This is a genomic window from Chitinophagales bacterium (assembly GCA_019638515.1).
Classification (GTDB): domain Bacteria; phylum Bacteroidota; class Bacteroidia; order Chitinophagales; family LD1; genus UBA7692.
In genome coordinates this window covers 428,032-449,656 of record JAHBTS010000003.1, presented here as the reverse complement: position 1 = coordinate 449,656, position 21,625 = coordinate 428,032, and the positions used below count along the sequence as shown (strand labels likewise).

Genomic DNA, 21,625 nt, shown 5'->3' with positions numbered 1-21,625 from the left:
GATTATGCTTTTAAGAATGACAACTTTAGTTTTTGCGCTTGCGTTGATGGCGTTTAATGCCAGTGCTCAGCTACCCAACTATGTACCCACATCAGGACTAATCAGTTTTTATGAGTTAGATGGAAACCTGAATGATTTGGGTCCGGCAAATCAACCTTTCAACGCTAATGGAACTGCATCTTATGGGCAAGATAGAGATGCGGTAAACAACAGCAGTGCCGCAACTTTACGTTCACCCCTGGTGTGCTATATTTCTAACACTCTTCCGGCAAACAAACCCAATTCGGTATCTTTTGCTATGTGGTTCAGGCCCACATTCACTACACCTTCAGGTCATTTCCCGATTATAGGCGGTATGCGGAGTAACACCGCTCTGTTGAACAGCTGGTTGTTTTTTATGGCACCGGGTAACGCCTTAAACTTTGGTTACTCAACCAGTGTAAACGGCAATAACCAAAACCTGAATTGCAACACCACACTCACTGCCAACACCTGGTATCATCTGGCAGCTACATTCAGCAATGCCGATGGGCTGAAAGTGTATGTAAATGGAGTGCAGGTTGCATCTGCACCCGCAACAGGCAATTTGGTTTACAACAGCAACAGTAACCTGGTTATTGGCAATACGGGCGCGGCTCTGCCTTCCATAAACGACCAGACAGAAGGCTTGAATGATGAAGTGGGCTATTGGAACAGGGTGCTCACCTTGGGAGAAATTCAGGCATTATTTAATTCAACACCGCCTTGTGTGCTGAACAAAAACATCACGGGCAACACACAGTATTGTGCCGGCAACACCATTAACCTTACAGCAGCGTTTACCCTTAACACCGGTCAGTCTATCACCGGTTATCAATGGAAACGAAACGGTGCAAACCTTACTAATGGCGGAAAAGTATCGGGCGTAACAACAGCCAATTTGCAGGTAACCAATTTCGCAATAAGTGACACTGGCACTTACAGAGTAGTAGTTACCACCACCTGTGGTGTAGACTCATTTCAGGTGAATGTGAAGCAGGGGTCAGAAGTAAACATCAGCAATTTGATTGCCTATTATCCTTTCAATGGCAATGCTAACGATGCCGGTGGCAATGGCTACAACGCAACCGCAACTGCTACAACCAATGTGGCAAATCGCTATGGACAATCAAATAATGCATTTGCTTTTAATGGAACAACATCTGTAGTAGAAGTTGCTGCACCTACCGGGCAAACTATTTTGGACAACGGACAAAATAAATCTGTATCGCTCTGGTTTAAACGCGGCTCTACTACCAGTGGTGGTGTGTTGTTGAGCTATCAGCAGGCAGCACCCGGCAGCTGGAATGCACTGGCATACATCGGTAACGATGGCATTTTGCGTGGCTGGATGTTTCAGGGAGGAAGCGCGCCATGGTCGTCCGGTATTGTAATGGACACCAACTGGCACAACCTGGTTTTGGTTTATACCACCGGAAATCAAACCGCTTATTTAGATGGCAGTGTGGTAGCCAATTTGAGCGGCACACCCAATCCGGGCACTTCCAATATCATCCGCATCGGTAATGGTTATGCCACCAACGGAGCACCGGGCATTTCTGTTACCGGCAATCAACCTTTTTTAGGTGCTATTGATGAAGTTCGTTTTTACAATAAAGTCCTTAACACAACCGAAATCAACGAACTTTTGAGTAATCCGTTTGCCATTACAACGCAGCCTCAATCGGTATGCGCAGTTCTTGGTGGTTCCGCTACGTTTACCATTGCTACCCAGGGAGCAGTAAGTTATCGCTGGCAGAAAAATGGTGTGGATATTTCAGGCGCCACATCAGCAACCTATACCATTAGCAACATTCAGCCGAGCGATTTGGCTAACTACCGCTGTGTGGTTACCAGCATTTGCGACAACACCGTATCACTTACCAGCAGTACAGCCTCCTTAGCATCCACACCACCTTCGCCTCAGCCTACCCGAATTTATTCTTTAGGTAGTTTGAGTTATGATGATGGTTTGTTGATAGGATCGCACCATGCCACATCGGTGAGCACCAATTTCAACACCGCGGTTGCCGATCGCTTCAATATCCCCAATGGAGCTTTGCGTAGGAGCAGTGGTAGTGTTATAGTACCTCTGAAGAGCATAGATCAGCCAAATACTACTATTTCGTTTTGGGTAAACCTGAACAATTTTGGTGCGGGCACCAGAGCATTTTTGGGAGGGGCAAATAATAACTTGCCCTATCACCTGATGGCAAATGGTAATCAACTTTATTTTCAAACCAACAGCGGAGTTACTTTCGTTAATGCTAATCTTCCTACAAACGGATGGGCGCATGTGGCAGTGGTGTATCAAGGCAATACCAATACATTTTATCTTAATGGTCAGCAAGTGTTTACCACCTCTAATGGTATTAACCTGAGTGTAAATCCTATTCAGTCGCTTATGGGTGTGAATACCGGCACTTCTGCCGATTACTTAGCCGATGACTTGCGTGTTTTTGAAAGCGCATTAACACCAACGCAAATAGAAGGTATCTATGCTAATGGAGAAGAAGTTCCTATTTTTTCCATTGCTCCTACTGATGAACATGGCTGCGTGGGTGGCACTATACAAATTAAGTTTAGACAAGGTGTAAACAATGGCATTATCTCTGTGAAAAAGAATGGAGTTAATTTACCTGCCGGAGGCAACGTAACCATTACCGATAGCAGCGTGGTAATAGCCAATGCCACACCGGCAGACTTTACCAACTATACCATTAATCTACGCAAGGGATGCGCCTCTGTTGAAAAAACCGTGAATGTTGTTCAGTTGCCGTCAACTTTTTACAACACCGGATTAGTAAGACATTATCGCCTCAATAACAGCACAGCCGATGAGTTAGGTGGGGCAGCACTAACAGCTTCCGGCACGTATGTGGTAGATAGATATGGACAAGGCAGCAGAGCTTTTCGAAAGATAAGTAACTCAAATGTACAGATGCCTCAAATTACAGCTTCCCCTTTCACACTCAGTTACTGGATGAACTTTTACGGTGCCGGATCTTTTGCTATGGTAAGTGAACTGGGAGCAACAGGCGTTAATCTCTATAAGTTCGGCAATGGGGTTGGATTTGATTTGGGTCAAGCCAACGGACAACCGTATGGTGTTAATAATGTAAACGTATTACTGCCCACACAGTGGAGAATGGTTACAGTTACACACGATGGCAGCTATTGTAAAATATATGTAGATGATCAATTGATAACACAGTTCAGACCTATCAATAACAGTGTTTCTCTCAGAGATTTCTTCCCTTCGCAGAGTATTGATTTAGATGATATCCGTGTATATAATCGCGCACTAAGCGAAGCAGAAGTAAAAGGTTTGTATCGCTTACCGGATATTGGTGCGGGTACTGCGGCTCCAAGTAATGTTTGTGTTGGACAAACTATCAACCTGTCCGTTACCGGATTAGCGGTTTCCGGTGTTAACCTACGTTATCAATGGACATTCAATGGTAATCCTATCAACAATGGAGGTAATGTAAGCGGGGCTAACACTGCCAACTTACAAATCACCAATGCACAAGCATCTAATCAGGGAGCATACAATTGTGTTGTAATAGGAGGATGTACAGAAGTAACTTCTACTACATTCAACATAACTGTGGGTGCCGGTAATATTACCATTACACAACAGCCGCAAAGCCAATCGGTGTGCCCGGGTTCAAGTGCAACGTTTACTGTTGCCACGCAGGGAGCTACAGTAACTTATCAGTGGAAAAAAGGTGGTGTAATCATCAACGGGGCCACTGCTGCAACCTACACCAGAAATAACGTGAGTACTGCCGACACAGGTAGCTACACTGTTGATATTATAGGCGGCAACTGTGGAACCATTACCTCTCAGGCAGCTGTGTTAACAGTGCTATCTGCACCTGTTGCAGCTATTACCCCTGCAACAGCAACGATTTGCAACGGACAAAGCGCCACCCTGACCGCCAGCGGAGGAACAAGCTATGTATGGAGCAACAGTGGCGGCAGCAATGCACAAGCCACCTTCAGCCCGGCAACAACTACCACTTATACCGTAACAGTTACCAATGCAAACAACTGTACGGCCACAGCCAGCAGACAAATAACGGTTAACGCTAATCCAACCGCAGCTATCACGCCATCCACGGTGACTATATGCAACGGCCAAAGTGCCACGCTCACTGCGAGCGGAGGCGGCACATACGCCTGGAGCAACAGCGGAGGCAGCAATGCAGCAGCCACCTTCAGCCCAACAACAACTACTACTTACACCGTAACGGTTACCAATGCAAATAACTGTACGGCCACAGCCAGCAGACAAGTAACGGTAAACGCCAATCCAACCGCAGCTATCATCCCTGCAACAGCAACGATTTGTAATGGACAAAGTGCAACGCTTACCGCCAGCGGAGGAACAAGTTATGCATGGAGCAACAGTGGCGGCAGCAATGCACAAGCCACCTTCAGCCCGGCAACCACTACCACCTATACGGTTACGGTAACAGATGGCAACAACTGCACGGCAACAGCTTCACGTCTTGTTACGGTAAACGCTAATCCTACCGCAGGCATCACCCCGGCTAGCCCTGCTATATGCAATGGCGCAAGCCAGACACTGACGGCCAGCGGAGGCGGCACCTACGCCTGGAGCAACAGCTTAGGCAGTGGCGCAAGCAAAACGGTAACCCCAACGGCTACCACCACTTACACCGTAACCGTTACCAATGCAAATAACTGTACGGCAACAGCCTCCACTACAGTTGCGGTTAATCCAATACCGAACGCATCGATTAATGGCCCAACAACAATATGTAGCGGATTGAATGCCACCCTTACAGCCAGCGGTGGAGGAACATATGCGTGGAGCAATTTTGGTGGAACAAATGCACAGGCAACTTTCACGCCAACAGCAACCACTACTTATACGGTTACAGTAACCGGAGCAGGCGGATGTACAGCCACAGCATCGCAAACTGTGAGCGTTCAAAGTGCACCTACGGCAAGCATTAGCGGAGCAACTTCGGTTTGTGCCGGAGGAAGTGTAACATTAACAGCCAATGGCGGTAACACCTACACATGGAGCAACAACCAGACAACAGCCTCCATCACTGTTTCACTAACAGCAACCACTACTTATACAGTAACGGTAAGCATTGGTGCTAACTGCACGGCAAGTGCCACACAAACAGTAACGGTAAAACAACAAAGTGCCGCCACACAGAATCAAACAATATGCAGTGGTCAGAGCATCAGCTTCAACGGCCAAACCATCAGCCAGAGCGGCACCTACCGCGACACGCTAACCAATGCAGCAGGCTGTGACAGCATCATCACGCTAAACGTAACGGTTACCCCGGCCTTACAGGGCAGCGTAAGTGAAACCATCTGCTTTGGTGAAAGCATCAGCTTCAACAACCAGACATTAACGCAGAGCGGCACCTACAAAGACACGGTACAAACAGCAGGCGGCTGCGACAGCATCATTACGCTCAACCTCACCATCAGACCTAAAGCAGAGAGCACCATCAGCCAAAGCATCTGCAGCGGACAGAGCTACACGTTCAATGGCCAGCAGCTTACGCAAGCAGGTCAGTATTTCGATACACTGCAAACTGTTTTGGGCTGCGATAGCTTTATTACATTGAACCTTACCGTACTCAACAAGATTGAAACTACAGTGAATGCCGGAATCTGCAACGGCCAGAGCTACACTTTCAACGGTCAGCAACTTACGCAAGCAGGTCAGTATTTCGATACACTGCAAACGGTTTTAGGCTGCGATAGTTTTGTTACATTGAACTTAGCGGTAAACAGTTTTGTAACAGGAAGTACAAGCGCATCAATATGTGCCGGAGATAGCTACACCTTCAACGGGCAACAGCTTACCCAAGGCGGGCAATACATGGATACACTTGTTTCGGCAGGCGGCTGCGATAGTATTGTAACACTTACACTTACCGTAAACCAATTGCCACAACCAACCATTACGCAAAATGGCAATGTGCTTTCTACGCAAGTATTTGCATCGTATCAATGGCAGTTCAACGGCTCCGACATTAGCAATGCAACAAGCCAAAGCCATACGGCAAATCAAAACGGAAACTACACAGTAGCAGTAACCGATGCAAATGGTTGCTCGGCATATTCATCGGTAGTAACGGTAACAGGCGTGGGCATAAAAGAAGTATCGAACTTTAGAAGCGAAGTATATCCAAACCCCGCTACAACCGTATTGCAAGTATCAAGCGAAGAGGTGCTGTTGAGCATAGCAATAGTTGATTTGTTTGGAAGAAAAGTATTTACCCAAGCAGTAAACGAAGCTAAACAGACACAGATAGATGTGAGCAAATTGGCAGCATCAACTTACTTTATACACCTTACCACTACTAATGGCAACACAGCTGTAAAGAGTTTTGTAAAGCAGTAGTCATTTTAGAGTTTTGTTTAATCCCTCTCTGCGAAAGTGGAGGGGGATTTTTTTATTGATAAAAATTGAATTTGCACTACCATACTAAAGAATAGAAGTATAATTTCAGTTATGTAGAAAACTTTTATTGTTTTGAATGCACATATAGTTTTACAGCTTGTAATAAAGAAATTAAATAGCATCTGCCATGTTTCAGTTTCCCGATAAAATGTTGAGTGTTTTTAAAGAAGAGCAGCACCAAGCCAGTTTCGAAAAAAATGGTTTTGTAATCCTTCCGTTTTATACACCCGAAGAAATTAAAGAACTTGAAGCTGTATATCATACACTACATCCGGTAGATGAAAAAGGATTCTTTCCAAGCACTTTTTCGCAAGATAAAAGCTATAGGCACCAAGCCGATAGCGAAATTCGAAGAATTGGCAATCGCAGTATAGAAAAGTATTGCCACAACATAAAAGTGGTATTTGGTGCATTTATTGTAAAAAGCCCCGGTCCCGAAAGTGGCATGTGTGTTCACCAAGATATGAGTTTGGTGGACGAAAGTCGTTTTACCGGTATCAATATTTGGGTGCCATTGGTAGATTTAACCATAGAGAATGGCGCTTTGTTCGTGTTGCCCGGCAGCCACAGGTTGTTTCCAACCTATCGCGGCAGCAGCATTCCGGAGTTCTTTGCGCCTGTAATGGACGATATGATTGATTTCCTTCAGCCTGTTTTAGTAAAGGCAGGGCAAGCTGTATTCTTCGATCAAAGCATCATTCATTTTTCTCCACCTAATTATTCTAGTAAAATTCGTATTGTAACCAATACTTATTTCACGCATCAAAGTTCCGAATACCGAACATATTACTGGAATAAAGAACTGCATGGAAGCCAGCAATTGGAAGCCTTTGCGCAAGACAACGACTTTATGACCAACTTTGAACAGTTTGGCGAAAATATTCGCGATAGACCTAAGGTTGGCAAGTCGCTCGGGCTGGTGGACTATAATTTTCCATCTATAGATAAAGCTTTTTTAGAAAGCCGTTTTGAGAGAACCAATGCACGCCAACTTATAGAAGCTGCAAAGCCTAAAGCAGAGGTTGCCACACCTACCGCACCACAGCAACCAAAATCGCTGTTTCAAAAAATTGTAGAAGTATTTAAAGCTGTTTAAAGCAAAGAACAATAAAGTGTATAGCTAATGCACTAAAAATATGGCAGTACACAACTTTGGGTGTGTACATTTCGTTTATACCATAGCAACTTACCGTACTTTTGCAACTTGAGTAAAGTGTGCGCTATGAAAAATTCAAACATAAACCTACGCAGCGCTTTGGCAGTTATTGCCTGTGTTTTTGCTATAAGCAGCAAGGCGCAAACTGCCACGCCATCGCCCGATATTTTAAATTATATAGAAACATACAAAAGCATTGCACAAGAAGAAATGTTGCGCGCAGGAATTCCCGCCAGCATTACTTTGGCACAAGGCATTCACGAATCTAACTGCGGAAAATCGGTGTTGGCAACCGATGCCAAAAACCATTTTGGTATTAAATGCCATAAGGAATGGACCGGACCCGGCTATACTTACGATGACGATGCTAAAGGCGAGTGTTTTAGAATTTACAATTCTGCCGAGCATTCTTACCGCGACCATTCCGATTTTCTTACTTCGCGACCTCGCTATGCCGGGTTGTTTACGCTCGATAGAACCGATTACAAAAATTGGGCATACGGTTTAAAAGCAGCAGGCTATGCTACCAATCCTAAGTATCCCGAAATCCTTATCCGGCTTATAGACGAATACCGCCTGCACGATTACGATAATCTTCAAAATATAGTAGCTAAGAAAAGCACACCGGCAGCCACTCCTGCATCGGTTGCCACTACCGCAGCCACCGAAAAGCCGGAAGTGTTGGAATTTCAAGAAAAAGGATCGTTTAACGGAGTGCCCTGCATAGTGCTTGAAACAAAAGCTACACCCAAGCAAATAGCAGAAAAATACCACATGAGTTTAGATGATATACTCTCGTACAACGAAATGGAAGATGGCGATGTGTTTGGCTCAGGAGATCGGGTATATTTTGCACATAAGAAGAAAGTAGGCGATACAGAATTTCATACCGTAAAGAAAGGAGAAAGTATGTGGCAGATTGCACAGCAGCATGGTATAAAAATTCATAAGCTATACGAGAAAAATAGAATGCGAATGAACGAGCAGCCTCTTGCCGGAGAAACCATCTATTTACATCAAAAAAGTAACGTAGCTCCGCGCACTATGCTCTACGAAGCCTATTTGAAAGAAGCAAAAGAAGTAAACCCTCCGGTGGCAATACCTGCAATACATACAGTAGAAAAGAATACACTCACAGCGTCTAACGATCGTATTTACAATCCCATTACAACCAAAAACTACATGCCGCCAGCCGATGGTTTGGCATCCGATAGCGGAAAAGAAAACTCCGTTTCTTATTACGAAGTACAACCCAAAGAAACACTTTACAGCATTGCACGAATGTTTAATACTTCGGTGCAGCAGTTAAAGAGTTGGAATAACCTTTCCGATAGCGGCTTAAAAGTAGGGCAGCAACTTATTGTAAAGCAATAGTTACAGCAAAGCTGCACGTTCCAATACTTTTTCAATCATAGTATTGATAATTTTTTGAGGATTGGAACTAAATGTACCATCTAAGCGGTTTGCTAAAATGGCATTTACAGAAAGGCATCGGTGTCCCAATACATTGCCAAGCGCATAAATTCCTGCTGTTTCCATTTCAAGATTGGTGAACCGCAAAGAACCATACCTAAAAGCAGCTAATTTTTCTACCAGGTTTTCTTTGGCGGGCTGGGCGCGGAGCTTTCTGCCTTGTGGTGCATAAAAGCCCGGAGCAGAAATAGTAATGCCCCTCTCAAAATCGCTAAAAACTTCTACCAATTCGCTTGCTGCTTGTGCTGTATAGCAAGGTATATTAAACCGATTGTCGGCTATAAACTCAAGCACCTGCTGCTCAAATAAAGTATCGCTTGGCGTGTGCGCATAGTAATGCATTAGCGGGTCAAAACCAACTGCCTTTTCAGAAATTAAAAGTGAATCGAGCGGTATATCTTTTTGTATTGAACCCGAAGTGCCGATGCGCACAATGGTGTAAGATTTTTGTTGTGGTTTAACTTCTCTGCTGGCAAAGTCAATATTAGCAAGTGCATCAAGCTCATTCATTACAATATCAATATTATCGGTTCCCATTCCGGTAGAAATTACCGATACCCGCTTTTTTCCAATATATCCCGTGTGGGTTACAATCTCTCGGTGTGTACGCGCCAATTCAATTTCATCAAAATACTTACTCACCTGCGGCACGCGTTCCGGATCGCCAACAGTAAAAATAACATCAGCAATTTCTTCGGGCAATAATTGAAGGTGGTAAATACTGCCATCAGGATTTATTATTAATTCGGCTGCCGGAATCATATTGCTTTTTTTTCGAAGAAAATCATTTGAATTGAGTTTGTATGTAAATTCATTTTACCTTTGTTGCACTTAAATAAGATAGAAGTAGAAAAAATGAATTTTGCATTGATTGGTGCTGCCGGATACATAGCACCTCGCCACATGAAAGCTATTAAAGATACCGGAAACGATTTAGTAGCAGCCGTAGATAGATTCGATAGTGTGGGTTTAATAGATTCTTACTTTCCTAATGCCAGCTTTTTTACCGAGTTTGAAAGATTCGACAGGCATGTAGATAAACTAAAAAGAATGGGTAATCCTATTCACTATGCAAGTATTTGTTCTCCCAATTTTTTGCACGATTCGCATATTCGTTTTGGTTTAAAAAACGGTGCCGATGTTATTTGCGAAAAGCCGTTGGTACTTAATCCTTGGAACATAGAATCGCTTTCTGAGTTTGAAAAAGAAACAGGAAAAAGAGTGTACAATATTCTTCAGTTGCGCTTGCATCCAAGCATTATAGCCTTAAAAAAACGTGTAGAAGAAACTCCCCGCGATACTAAGTATGAATTAGACTTAACCTATATAACTTCCCGTGGCAATTGGTACTTTACCAGTTGGAAAGGCGATACCTCTAAGAGTGGCGGTATAGCTACCAATATTGGTGTTCACTTCTACGATATGCTGGGATTTATTTTTGGTAAAGTGCAAAACAATATTGTGCATTTACACACACACGATCGCGCAGCAGGTTTCTTAGAATTTGAAAAAGCTCGTGTGCGTTGGTTCTTAAGTATCAATTACAATACCATTCCCGAAGAAGTAAAAGCTACCGGAAAGCGCACCTACCGCAGCATGTTGCTCGAAGGTGAAGAAATAGAATTCAGCGATGGCTTTACAGAGCTGCATACCGAAAGCTATAAAAACGTACTCAACGGAAAAGGCTTTGGGTTAATGGAAGCTATGCCTTCTATTCAAATAGTACAAGAAATTAGAACTCAGCAACCAAAAGGTCTATCGGGCGATTATCATCCATTTGCCAAATTGCCGTTGGAGAAACATCCGTTCGAGAAATAAAGTGTTTCATTTTTCTTTTCTTCTATCTTAGCTGCCATGAGTGCAGAAGAAACAGTAATTACTTATGAAGGAGTGAGTATAAAACAAAGTGGAAACGCTGTACTCACCGATGTTTCGTTTGAAGTTCAACAAGGCGATTTTTTTTACCTTATTGGAAAAACAGGTAGCGGCAAGAGCAGTTTAATGAAAACATTGTATGCCGACCTGCCAATTACTTCGGGCAAGGCAACCGTATGCGGTTTTAATTTAAGCAACATGAGCACCGGAGATATTCCGCTGCTGCGCAGAAAACTCGGCATTGTATTTCAGGATTTTCAGTTGCTGCATCATCTTACCGTTTTCGAAAACCTAGAGTTTGTGCTAAGAGCCACTGGTTGGGAAAGTGCCGATTCTATCGAAACCAGAATAAGTGAGCAATTGGCAGAATTTGGTTTGGGCGATAAAGTGAACAAATATCCGCTAAACCTTAGTGGTGGCGAACAGCAGCGCTTGGTAATTGCACGCGCACTGCTCAATAATCCGCCCTTGATATTGGCCGATGAACCTACCGGTAATTTAGATCCCGAAATGAGCGAAGAAATTATGCGTTTGCTTATTCGCATAAACAGAGAACACAATACAGCCATTCTTATGGCAACGCACAACTACCAACTTATTAACCGCTATCCTGCAAAAATATTGCGTTGCGAAAGCGGCATGGTTATTCAAGAAAAAGGAATACTCATGGAGTAATTTCCTTTGGTTTAAAATACTCGATTGTTTTTTATGGAAGAATATATAGAAGAAAAAAAAGCACCTTGCATTATTACATTAAAGCCTCGTGGTCCCATTGCAATTACAGGCGATTTTCTAATTATTGATGAAGATGGCAATGAATTGCCCAAAAAGGAAAAAGTATCCATCTGCCGCTGTGGAATGAGCAAAGTAATTCCCATTTGCGATGGTGCACACAAAGGACTTTCGTTTTAAATAGCCTACAGTATTTATGCTTTGCAGCAACTAACTACTCCAACTACCGATATTGGCCATACCCCATTTTTCGGTATTGGCATGTTTAAAATCCAAGGCATACCGCTCAGGAATAGATGTAAGAAAAGAACCCTTTTCGTACGAAGGGAAAATTTCTTGGTATGTAAGCATAGATTGGAAAGAAATTCTACGGTAAATGTGCGACCTTGTAATGTTGTGCACGCTATCTAAGCCCGATGCTCCCAATAATTCTACCACACTTTCTACGGTATTCTTATGGAAATTAGCTACCCGCACTTTTTTATCAGAAACCACTAAGCCAACCGTTAGTTTTGGGTCTTGCGTGGCAACTCCGGTTGGGCATCTGTTTGTATTACAAAGCAGCGCTTGAATACAGCCCACTGCAATCATATATGCACGTGCAGAATAGCACACATCGGCACCCAGCGCCATCGCCCTTATTATATGAAACCCGGTGGTAATTTTACCCGATGCAAAAATTTTAATGTGCTGCCGAATATCTAATCCGGTTAAGATATTGGCTACAAAATCTAATCCGTCTAGCAAGGGTGCGCCAACATAATTGGAAAACTCTTGTGGCGCAGCACCCGTGCCACCTTCTGCGCCATCAACAGTAATAAAATCAGGATAAGTATCCAGCTCTATCATGGCTTTGCATATAGAAATAAATTCGCTCTTATGTCCAATACACAACTTAAATCCTATGGGTTTACCATCGGAAAGTGTACGTAATTTTTGAATAAAATGAACCAAGCCTTTAGGTGTGTCAAATGCTTTGTGATATGGTGGCGAGGCTACCAGAGTGTGTGGTTCTATGGCTCTGATGGCTGCAATTTCAGGTGTATTTTTTGATGCCGGTAAAATACCGCCATGCCCGGGTTTGGCTCCCTGCGAAATTTTCAACTCAATCATTTTTACCTGTGGTAATCTTGATTTTTCTTTAAAAAGCACTTCATCAAAGTTTCCGTCTTTGGTGCGGCATCCAAAATAGCCTGTGCCTATTTGCCAAATAATATCGCCACCGTGTTTTAAGTGGTGGGGGCTTAAGCCGCCTTCTCCTGTATTGTGAGCAAAGTTGCCAATTTTTGCTCCGGCATTCATGGCTTCTACAGCATTAGAACTTAGCGAACCATAGCTCATAGCCGATATGTTGTAAATGCTGCAAGAATAAGGCTGTTTGCAGTCTTTATTTCCTACCATCACACGCGGATCTTGCTCTAGGGTATTAAAATCTTTCGGAGCCATGGAGTGGCAAAGCCACTCGTAACCTTCGGAGTACACATCAAGTTGTGTTCCAAAAGGCATGGTGTCGTTTTCCTGCTTGGCTCTTTGGTAAATGGTAGAGCGGTCTATTCTGTTAATAGGGCGACCATCAATATCCGATTCAATAAAATACTGGTAAATTTTGGGTCTTAGCTCTTCCATCATGTAGCGCATTCTTCCAAACACAGGATAAATACGCCTAATGGCATGTTTAGTTTGAATCATATCGTACACACCCATTGCAAACAGTATTACTGCAATGGCAAATACCACATACCAACTGCTGTTTAAGAAGTAACCAAAAGCAAAAGTGGCAATTAAAGTAGTTATTGAAAAGGTGATAAAAACTCCTCTCATAGTGCATCTGTTTGTTTTCCGTTTTTAAAACGGCAAAGCTATGCAAATAGCACATGCTAAAATGGAAAGAATGCTAAAGAATAATGTGCCTTTTGGGAAGTTCAATTGTTGTATTGGCATACCACTTCAAGCCTTCGTAAAAAAAGCTAAGTTTGTTGCCACTTTTTTCGGACATGAGCAACGATTTAGAATTCAACAAAAACGAAGACAATATTCGCTTAATGGTAAGCGATATTAAAAGGCAACTGGAGCAGATTAAACTGGGTGGTGGAAAAAAAGCCATAGAAAAGCATAAAGCAAAAGGAAAACTTACGGCACGCGAAAGGCTGGAATTACTTTTCGATAAGCATAAACCAACGGTAGAAATTGGTGCTTTTGCAGGATGGGAAATGTATGAGGAGCAAGGTGGTTGTGTTGCAGGCGGAACCGTAGCCATGCTTGGATATGTAAAAGGGCGCTTGTGTATTGTTGCTGCAAACGATGCAACAGTAAAGGCCGGTGCTTACTTTCCTATTTCGGCAAAAAAGAATTTGCGGATTCAGGAAATTGCAATGGAAAATCGTATTCCCATTATTTATTTGGTAGATAGCGCAGGTGCATTTCTTCCTATGCAAGATGAAGTGTTTCCGGACAAAGAACACTTTGGAAGAATTTTTAGAAACAATGCCGTAATGAGTGCTGCGGGCATACCGCAAATTGCAGCCATTATGGGAAGTTGTGTAGCGGGCGGTGCTTACCTTCCAATTATGAGTGATGAAGCTTTAATTGTTGAAAAAACAGGCTCGGTTTTTTTAGCAGGAAGCTATTTGGTGAAAAGTGCTATTGGTGAAGATATTGATAACGAAACGCTAGGTGGCGCTACTACACATTGCGAAATTAGCGGGGTTACAGATTACAAAATGAAAGACGATCAGCATTGTATCGAAACCATTCGCAATTTGGTAGATAAATTTGGGCATACCGAGAAAGCGGGCTTCGATAGGATAGAGCCTGCAAAGCCTGAATTAGATGAGCAAGAAATTTTTGGAATAATACCGGAAGATTCTGCCAAGCAATACGATATGCTTGAAGTTATTAAGCGCTTGGTAGATAAAAGTGAAGTGGAGCAATATAAGCAAGAGTATGGCAAAAGCATTTTGTGTTGCTATGCTCGTATTGATGGTTGGGCAGTAGGTATTGTTGCCAATCAGCGCAAGGTAGTTAAAAGCAAAAAGGGTGAAATGCAGTTTGGTGGTGTTATCTACAGCGATAGTGCCGATAAAGCAGCACGCTTTATTATGAATTGCAACCAGCGCAGAATTCCTTTAGTGTTTTTACAAGATGTTACCGGCTTTATGGTAGGTAGCAGGAGCGAGCATGGTGGTATTATTAAAGATGGTGCTAAGTTGGTGGCTGCGGTTTCTAATTCGGTGGTTCCTAAGTTCACTTTTATTATAGGAAATAGTTTTGGTGCGGGCAATTATGCTATGTGCGGCAAGGCGTACGACCCGCGTTTAATTTTCGCTTGGCCTAATTCTAAAATTGCAGTTATGGGTGGCGACCAAGCTGCTAAAACCATGTTGCAAATTCAAGTAGCTAACTTAAAAGCAAAGGGGAAAGAAATTACTCCAGAGGAAGAGAAAAGCCTGTTGGATGGTATTAAATCGAAGTATCAAAAGACCCTCGACCCTCGCTATGCCGCAGCAAGGTTGTGGACAGATGGCATTATAGATCCATTAGATACACGTAAGGTAATTTCTATGGGAATTGAGGCCGCTAACCATGCTCCAATTACCAAGCCATTTAATGTAGGAATTATTCAAACTTAATTTGCGTTTTTAGACAAATGGCATTATATTTACGCCAAATGTCGCGCAAATGAAACGCAATAAATCTTCAGAAACTCAAGTAGGCAATATTCTTTTTGAGCCGGCTGTTGCTTATGTAACCACGCCAGAGCCTACTGCGCACTTGTTTATTACCCAATCGCGCAATGGCGTAACCAAGAAAAGAGCAATGGCATTGGCAGAGTCTGTTGGGTTATCGGTTAGTGATGTGTGTTATATATTGCATATTTCTGAGCGTACTTGGCAGCGCTATTCCGATTCCGATAAGTTGGCGGTTGAGCTTTCCGAAAGGGTAATTCTCTTAGATAGTTTAATCCAATTTGGGGCGCATGTTTTTGAATCTAAAACAGCATTTGGCAAATGGTTAAAGTCCGAAATTCAGGCCTTAAATTTTAAAACACCTCATTCTTTTTTAGATACTGCATTTGGGTTTCAATTGGTAAGTAGTTTATTGGGTAGAATTGAACATGGTGTATATTCTTAGCTATGTTGGTGTATAGAATTTGCAAGGAGCGGTATGCTTCGGATTTAAGTGGGGAGGGGGCAAAGCGTTTTGGCGGCAGGTGGAATAAGCCGGGCGTGCCGATGGTGTACACTTCGCATGTGGCTTCGTTAGCTGTATTAGAGTTGATGGTGCATTTTAAGCGCGAAGAAATTTTGTTTCCGTTCGTAATTAGTTGTATTGAAGTAGATGCTGCTGTTGCGGTAATAGAAGAAGTTTCCTTGCCTCAAAACTGGAGTGTGCCCGAACGCAGCAATATGCTTTGTGGTATTGCAAACGATTGGATTCGGCAGGGAAAAACGGTTGCGCTTGCGGTGCCTTCGGTAATTTTACCTATTGAGCAGAATATATTGCTTAATCCTGAGCACAGCGATTTTAAAAAGGTGAAAATAAAATGGCAACGGCACTTTTATTTTGATGAAAGGTATTTTAAGTAGCTGATGTTTGAACGCAAAAAGTCCCGCTGCCGGGACTTTGCTCTGATATAATTAGGTGAATGAGTTTGGTTAGTTTCTAACGCTTGCCATGGCGGCATTTACCTGCTCGTTAGATTTGCGAAACATTCTTCCGGTTTCTCTGTTGTTGTTTACAAAGTAGCCTTCAAAGCGGTCGCCATCTGCCCAGTAGAAAGTTCCCGATCCGTGCATCATTCCATTTAAGAATTCGCCTTCGTATCGGTCGCCATTGGCAAATGTAAATATGCCTTTTCCGGTTCTTCTTCCTTCTTTAAAGTCGCCACTGTATTTGTCGCCATTGGGGAAGGTCATGGTGCCCAATCCAATGCGGCTGTCGTTTTCGTAGTTTCCTTCATAGATATTGCCATTGGCAAAGGTGTATTTTCCTGCTCCATGTTTTCTACCTTCTGTAAACTCACCTTCGTATCGGTCGCCATTTTTATACACAAAGGTGCCTTTTCCGGAAATTTCGCTTTCGCCAAATATGCCTTCGTATCGGTCGCCATTGGCAAAATAGTAGATGCCTGCTCCGTGCATTTTATTGTTTGCGAATAGGCCAACGTATTTATCTCCGTTTACAAAGGTGTAAATGCCTTGCCCTTCTCTTCGGTTGTTTTGCCATTCTCCGGTATAGGTGGAGCCGTCTTTCATTTTTGCTTTTCCGAAACCGTTGCGTTTGTCGTTCTCCCAGTTGCCTTCGTACACTTCTCCGGTTGCCAAAGTGGCTTTCCCTTGCCCGTGTTTTTCGCCTTTATCATTGTATTTACCTGTATATTTTCCGGGAACATACGTTTCGGGTTCATCGAGCGATGCAAAACTTTGTTGTGCTTGGGTTGCGCTTACAGATAGCGCCAACGAAATAAGTAGTACTGCGTTTTTCATGGTTCAAGGTTCTGGTGTTGCTTTACGCATAATGAATCACAATGTTTCAACATGGCATAAAATGTTTCAGATAAAAAACCACTTTTGTGTAGGTAAAATGAATCCGCTCAAGCGCCTTGCTTCGCAAACTTTTATTTATGGTATTCCCAGTATTGCAGGGAGGTTCTTAAACTATTTGCTTACCTATCTTTATACAAGGGTTTTTTCTACTTCCGATTTTGGGGTTAATTCCGAATTGTATGCGTATAGCGGTTTTTTTGCTGTGCTATTGGCATTGGGATTAGAAACGGGTTTTTTCCGTTTTCAAAAAGATGCAGAAAAGCCTGAGTTGGTATTTGCTAGCGCCTTTAGGTTTTTGTTGTGTACCTCGGTGTTGTTCTTATCGTGCATATTGTTCTTTTCTACGCCTATAGCTGCTGCAATGCAGTATCAGGGGTTAGAATTTTATATTGAATGGTTTGCTTGGATATTGGTATTGGATGCAATAGGAGCATTGCCTTTTGCCATGCTGCGGGCAGAAAATAAGGCAATGCGTTTTGCTGCTATTAAGGTGGTGGAAATAGGTGTGAATGTTGGTTGCAATATCTTCTTTTTAGTAGTGTGCCGTAAGGCATTTTTAGAGGGTGGAAATGCTTGGTTGGCTTCGTGTTACAATCCTTCAATTGGTGTTGGGTATGTGTTTATTTCAAACTTGCTGGCGAGTGGCGTAAAAGTGTTGTTGCTGCTGCCGCAAATGAAGCAGGTGCTGGCTGGTTTCGATGCTGCATTGTTGAAGAAAATGCTACGGTATTCGCTACCAATGGTGCTTATTGGTTTTGCTGGTATTGTAAACGAAATGTTGGATAGAATGAGTTTAAAGTACCTGCTGCCCGGCACACCACATCAGAATCTTGCGGCATTGGGTATTTATGGTGCTTGCTACAAGCTGAGTGTTATTATGAATTTGTTTATTCAAGCATTTAGATATGCTGCAGAGCCATTCTTTTTTGCACATGCTGCTAAAAGCAATTCGCGAAAAGTGTATGCAGATGTGTTGCTGTATTTTACTATTTTTTGTGTGTTTATTTTCTTAATGGTAATGTTGTTTATCCATTACTTCAGTTTGTTTATTGGAAATGATTTTAGGGCGGGTTTAGGGGTGGTTCCAATACTGCTGTTTGCCAATATGTTTTTTGGAATTTATACAAACCTTTCTATCTGGTATAAGCTAACAGATAGAACACTTAGCGGGGCAATGGTTTCTTTGGCAGGTGCGGTGCTTACGGTTGTGTTGTTGTTGCTGCTGGTTCCTAAAATGGGTTACGAAGGTGCAGCATGGGCTACATTGGCTTGTTACATTTTTATGGCAGTGGTTTCATACTTCTTAGGTCAAAAATATTTTCCGGTGCCGTACGATGTTGTAAGAGTGGTGGGATATATGGTGTTGGGTGGTGCTATCTATTTTATTCACAAAAATGTTGGGTGGTTTACATGGCATCCTAATGTTGCTGCCATAGGATTGCTTTTGGTATTTGTGGGGATTGTTTTTGTTTTAGAAAAGAAAAATTTACAAAGTGTTAGAGGTTAAAATTATCAATAAGTCGCCACATGCTTTACCGGCATACGAAACGGCAGGCGCTGCGGGCATGGATATTCGTGCATGGCTCGAAGAGCCGGTGGTATTGCAACCGTTGGAACGGAAGTTAATTCCCACGGGTTTGTACATTGAATTACCGTTGGGTTACGAAGCACAGTTGCGCCCTCGCAGTGGTTTGGCGTTTAAGCATGGTATTTCGCTGCCTAATACTCCGGCAACTATTGATGCCGATTACCGAGGTGAATTAAAGGTGGCGCTTATTAACCTTTCAAACGAAAGTTTTGAAGTGCGCAATGGTGAGCGTATTGCACAAATGGTGGTGGCAAAGCACGAGCAAGTAGTGTGGAAAGCAGTAGAGGTATTAAGCAATAGCAATAGAGGTGCAGGTGGTTTTGGTAGCACCGGAAAAAGCTAAATGTGTGCTATAGGTAATCGCTTAAAAACTGCAATAAGTATTTTCCGTAAATAAGTATGCCTGTTGCTGCAGCAGTAGCTGCTGCTGCTAATACTGCTCCGGCAGCAATGTCTTTTGCTTGCTTTGCCAGCGGATGTATGCTTGGCGAGGCTAAATCAACTACTTTTTCAATAGCAGAGTTAAAGAGCTCGGCTGTTATTACCAATCCTGCTACAATAAATACTGCCAGCCATTCATAAAAAGTGATGTTAAACGCTAAACCAAGTATGGTAGCAAGCAAAAGTGCCGTTAAATGAAAACGTAAATTTGGTTGCTCGCTTAGAGCGGTTTGCCAACCTTGCAAAGCAAAATGAAAACTCTTTAGGAATCGTTTCATACAGTAAGCTGTTGCTGTAAGATGGGCATTGTTTACATTAAGAACTTTACGGTATAGGTTGCCTTATTGTCGCGTTCATCTACTACCACTACTTTAAATTCGTGTTGGCCGTGTGGCATAGATAAATCGAGTTTGTGAAAGAGTCTGGCTCTTTTGGCATCGTATTCGCTAATTACCCACTTATCGTCAATGTAAGTATCAAATTCTTTAATGCCGCTCAGGTTGTCGCCAATGGTAAACATTACCATTTTGTGCGGACGCATATTTCTACCGGGAACTATATTAAATGGAGTTATACGCGGTGGTGTAGTATCAATTTTAATACTGTAATCGCCAAATTCCCGCACCTTTGTATTCACAAACGAGCCATCGTATTTTCCTCCTTTGCTTACCCAGCTTCCAAACTCGTTTTTCCAAACTACTACTGCTTTGTTTTCTTTTCCCGGAGGTAATGGTTTGGTAGCTTTTATCATAAGCGAGGCAAAATCAAAAAGCATGGAGGTGAATTTATCTAAGTGGTGAATAGCCGAGAAGAACGAAGGCTCGGCAGTAGCGGTTTGTTTGTATTGAAAAGGAATGGTATCGAATAGAAATTTTTCGGGAATGGAGAAGGTTACTTCCTCGGTTTTAAACACATTGTTTTGAAAGGGTAAAAGGAGTTGGCTGTATTTCAATTCTTGTGTTTTAAAAGTGGTAGCGGTATTGCTTTTTTGCAATGTAAACTCGCAGGTAGAAGTGTTGCCTTCAAAATCATATACTTCAATATATACTTTCTTGGGTTTTCCATCGCTTAAATCAATAATACCTCTGTTTACCACATCGGTATATAATGGGCATTCATTAGCGGGATCTACAAAGCATTTATGAAAACTGCGTCTTCCTTCATTCATAAAAATGGGATAATCTACATGGCTGAGCACACAGCGTTTTTCGCTAAATGCCATACGGTTCATGTTGAATTCAAACTTTTTTTCGCCATCTACATGCAGTTTCATTCCATATACACCCACTTGGTTTCCGGTGCCGTTCATGGCATCCCAAGCATTTACCGATAAACTCACCACATCGGCATTCAACAGTACCGAACCTGTTGCTACCTGGTACTTTCCGCCAGACCCAACGGTGCGGACGCGATAGCCTGTGCTGTAAAATTTTCTTTCGTCTTGAGGGTAAAATTTTAAAAAACTGATAATTGGTTTTATGTTGTCTTTTGGATTAAAGCCAAAAAGCATTGGGTTGATGGGGCGCTCTAAAGAGTCGCGAATTTCAAAGTGCAAGTGAGGTCCGGCACTACCTCCGGTGTTGCCGCTTAGTGCCACAATTTCGCTTTGTGTTACGGGCAACTCGCTTGGGTTTAAACTAAAATCTACACTAAACGATTCTTTGGCATATTGCTCTTGCTGTAAGCGTTTTTCAATTTTATCTGAAAAGCGTTGTAAGTGGGCATATACCGAAGTGTAACCGTTTTTGTGCGTAATGTATAAGGCTTTGCCATAGCCGCCTCCGCTTACATTTATTCGGCTCACGTAGCCATCGGCAATGGCGTAAATATTCAACCCTTCCATTTGGTTGGTGCGAATATCTAGGCCGGTATGGAAGTGTAGCCTGCGCGGCTCTCCGTAATTGCCCGCAAGCAATACCGGAATATCTACCGGTGAACGAAAATCTTCTTTCGGGAAAACTGGCAGCGGTTCGTTGGCTAGTTTACTGGCAGGTGTGGTGGAATTGAGTAGTGCAACCAAGTAAACAAGCAATGACTTCATGATAAAATTCTATTTGTTTTTATTGCTGAAAAAACAGCAAGTGTTTGTGTAGTAGTTGCCACGAATGTAGAAAAGTATAATCCCTTTTCAACGATAGATTTCTACAATAAATAGTTAATAACCAAATGTAGAAGGCAGTAGTAAACAAGCCAAGTATGCATGGCTGCTTTTTCTGATTTTATAGAACTTTAATGCCATAAAAAAGCGAATATGTTTTATCGGATTATATTTGCTGCGTTTAACTTGTGTTTTGCAAGTTTTATATTATTAGCAACCTTTATTTTATTGA

Annotated in this window: 16 protein-coding genes; 11 read left to right on the top strand and 5 right to left on the bottom strand. The window is 42.6% G+C overall.

Annotation, left to right across the window (positions count from 1 at the left end):
- Positions 1–16: 16 nt before the first annotated feature.
- From KF872_08365 to KF872_08355, 3 genes are all read left to right on the top strand, one after another.
- The gene (locus KF872_08365; protein MBX2903559.1) at positions 17–6,424 is read left to right on the top strand and encodes a T9SS type A sorting domain-containing protein; all 6,408 of its coding nucleotides are present in this window, start codon (positions 17–19) and stop codon (positions 6,422–6,424) included.
- Positions 6,425–6,611: 187 nt separating this feature from the next.
- Entirely contained in the window at positions 6,612–7,580 is a 969-nt protein-coding gene (locus tag KF872_08360; GenBank protein MBX2903558.1) for a phytanoyl-CoA dioxygenase family protein, read from the top strand.
- A gap of 126 nt (positions 7,581–7,706) precedes the next feature.
- The gene (locus tag KF872_08355; protein ID MBX2903557.1) at positions 7,707–9,014 is read left to right on the top strand and encodes a LysM peptidoglycan-binding domain-containing protein; all 1,308 of its coding nucleotides are present in this window, start codon (positions 7,707–7,709) and stop codon (positions 9,012–9,014) included.
- On the opposite strand, the gene KF872_08350 is transcribed toward KF872_08355, so the two are convergent.
- Positions 9,015–9,875 (bottom strand): nucleoside phosphorylase, encoded by an 861-nt coding sequence (locus tag KF872_08350; protein MBX2903556.1) that lies wholly within the window; start codon positions 9,873–9,875, stop codon positions 9,015–9,017.
- Between the two features lie 93 nt (positions 9,876–9,968).
- Here KF872_08350 and KF872_08345 point away from each other — a divergent pair, with 93 nt between their 5' ends.
- Genes KF872_08345 through KF872_08335 form a run of 3 tightly spaced genes read left to right on the top strand, consistent with a single transcriptional unit; the run spans position 9,969 to position 11,900 of the window.
- Positions 9,969–10,931 (top strand): Gfo/Idh/MocA family oxidoreductase, encoded by a 963-nt coding sequence (locus KF872_08345; GenBank protein ID MBX2903555.1) that lies wholly within the window; start codon positions 9,969–9,971, stop codon positions 10,929–10,931.
- Between the two features lie 36 nt (positions 10,932–10,967).
- Positions 10,968–11,663 carry an ATP-binding cassette domain-containing protein gene (locus KF872_08340; protein MBX2903554.1) on the top strand — a complete coding sequence of 232 codons (696 nt, stop codon included), beginning with the start codon at positions 10,968–10,970 and terminating at the stop codon, positions 11,661–11,663.
- Between the two features lie 33 nt (positions 11,664–11,696).
- Positions 11,697–11,900: a CDGSH iron-sulfur domain-containing protein gene (locus tag KF872_08335; protein MBX2903553.1), complete on the top strand. Its 204-nt coding sequence runs from the start codon at positions 11,697–11,699 to the stop codon at positions 11,898–11,900.
- A 30-nt stretch (positions 11,901–11,930) separates the two neighbouring features.
- Here the strand turns inward: KF872_08335 and KF872_08330 are convergent, their stop codons facing one another.
- Positions 11,931–13,541 carry an FMN-binding glutamate synthase family protein gene (locus tag KF872_08330; GenBank protein MBX2903552.1) on the bottom strand — a complete coding sequence of 537 codons (1,611 nt, stop codon included), beginning with the start codon at positions 13,539–13,541 and terminating at the stop codon, positions 11,931–11,933.
- A gap of 173 nt (positions 13,542–13,714) precedes the next feature.
- On the opposite strand from KF872_08330, the gene KF872_08325 reads away from it, so the two are divergent.
- Genes KF872_08325 through KF872_08315 form a run of 3 tightly spaced genes read left to right on the top strand, consistent with a single transcriptional unit; the run spans position 13,715 to position 16,306 of the window.
- Positions 13,715–15,349 carry an acyl-CoA carboxylase subunit beta gene (locus KF872_08325; GenBank protein MBX2903551.1) on the top strand — a complete coding sequence of 545 codons (1,635 nt, stop codon included), beginning with the start codon at positions 13,715–13,717 and terminating at the stop codon, positions 15,347–15,349.
- Positions 15,350–15,398: 49 nt separating this feature from the next.
- Entirely contained in the window at positions 15,399–15,851 is a 453-nt protein-coding gene (locus KF872_08320; GenBank protein ID MBX2903550.1) for a DUF2384 domain-containing protein, read from the top strand.
- A 2-nt stretch (positions 15,852–15,853) separates the two neighbouring features.
- Positions 15,854–16,306, top strand: a complete 453-nt coding sequence (locus KF872_08315) for an RES family NAD+ phosphorylase (GenBank protein ID MBX2903549.1) — start codon at positions 15,854–15,856, stop codon at positions 16,304–16,306.
- Positions 16,307–16,375: 69 nt separating this feature from the next.
- Here KF872_08315 and KF872_08310 read toward each other — a convergent pair whose 3' ends face one another.
- Entirely contained in the window at positions 16,376–17,206 is an 831-nt protein-coding gene (locus KF872_08310) for a hypothetical protein (GenBank protein MBX2903548.1), read from the bottom strand.
- Between the two features lie 61 nt (positions 17,207–17,267).
- On the opposite strand from KF872_08310, the gene KF872_08305 reads away from it, so the two are divergent.
- Both KF872_08305 and dut read left to right on the top strand, forming a co-directional pair.
- Positions 17,268–18,773: a polysaccharide biosynthesis C-terminal domain-containing protein gene (locus KF872_08305; protein MBX2903547.1), complete on the top strand. Its 1,506-nt coding sequence runs from the start codon at positions 17,268–17,270 to the stop codon at positions 18,771–18,773.
- Between the two features lie 58 nt (positions 18,774–18,831).
- A complete protein-coding gene (dut, locus tag KF872_08300; protein ID MBX2903546.1) occupies positions 18,832–19,197 on the top strand; it encodes a dUTP diphosphatase in 366 nt (121 codons plus the stop codon).
- 7 nt (positions 19,198–19,204) lie between these two features.
- Here the strand turns inward: dut and KF872_08295 are convergent, their stop codons facing one another.
- Entirely contained in the window at positions 19,205–19,573 is a 369-nt protein-coding gene (locus KF872_08295) for a diacylglycerol kinase family protein (protein MBX2903545.1), read from the bottom strand.
- 32 nt (positions 19,574–19,605) lie between these two features.
- Positions 19,606–21,336 carry a M23 family metallopeptidase gene (locus KF872_08290; protein MBX2903544.1) on the bottom strand — a complete coding sequence of 577 codons (1,731 nt, stop codon included), beginning with the start codon at positions 21,334–21,336 and terminating at the stop codon, positions 19,606–19,608.
- Positions 21,337–21,625: the final 289 nt, after the last annotated feature.

Bases quoted from the DNA above. Each gene is read 5' to 3' on its own strand.
- KF872_08365 (MBX2903559.1), top strand. From the start codon at position 17: ATGACAACTTTAGTTTTTGCGCTTGCGTTGATGGCGTTTAATGCCAGT.
- KF872_08360 (MBX2903558.1), top strand. From the start codon at position 6,612: ATGTTTCAGTTTCCCGATAAAATGTTGAGTGTTTTTAAAGAAGAGCAG.
- KF872_08355 (MBX2903557.1), top strand. From the start codon at position 7,707: ATGAAAAATTCAAACATAAACCTACGCAGCGCTTTGGCAGTTATTGCC.
- KF872_08350 (MBX2903556.1), bottom strand. From the start codon at position 9,875: ATGATTCCGGCAGCCGAATTAATAATAAATCCTGATGGCAGTATTTAC.
- KF872_08345 (MBX2903555.1), top strand. From the start codon at position 9,969: ATGAATTTTGCATTGATTGGTGCTGCCGGATACATAGCACCTCGCCAC.
- KF872_08340 (MBX2903554.1), top strand. From the start codon at position 10,968: ATGAGTGCAGAAGAAACAGTAATTACTTATGAAGGAGTGAGTATAAAA.
- KF872_08335 (MBX2903553.1), top strand. From the start codon at position 11,697: ATGGAAGAATATATAGAAGAAAAAAAAGCACCTTGCATTATTACATTA.
- KF872_08330 (MBX2903552.1), bottom strand. From the start codon at position 13,541: ATGAGAGGAGTTTTTATCACCTTTTCAATAACTACTTTAATTGCCACT.
- KF872_08325 (MBX2903551.1), top strand. From the start codon at position 13,715: ATGAGCAACGATTTAGAATTCAACAAAAACGAAGACAATATTCGCTTA.
- KF872_08320 (MBX2903550.1), top strand. From the start codon at position 15,399: ATGAAACGCAATAAATCTTCAGAAACTCAAGTAGGCAATATTCTTTTT.
- KF872_08315 (MBX2903549.1), top strand. From the start codon at position 15,854: ATGTTGGTGTATAGAATTTGCAAGGAGCGGTATGCTTCGGATTTAAGT.
- KF872_08310 (MBX2903548.1), bottom strand. From the start codon at position 17,206: ATGAAAAACGCAGTACTACTTATTTCGTTGGCGCTATCTGTAAGCGCA.
- KF872_08305 (MBX2903547.1), top strand. From the start codon at position 17,268: ATGTTTCAGATAAAAAACCACTTTTGTGTAGGTAAAATGAATCCGCTC.
- dut (MBX2903546.1), top strand. From the start codon at position 18,832: ATGGATATTCGTGCATGGCTCGAAGAGCCGGTGGTATTGCAACCGTTG.
- KF872_08295 (MBX2903545.1), bottom strand. From the start codon at position 19,573: ATGAAACGATTCCTAAAGAGTTTTCATTTTGCTTTGCAAGGTTGGCAA.
- KF872_08290 (MBX2903544.1), bottom strand. From the start codon at position 21,336: ATGAAGTCATTGCTTGTTTACTTGGTTGCACTACTCAATTCCACCACA.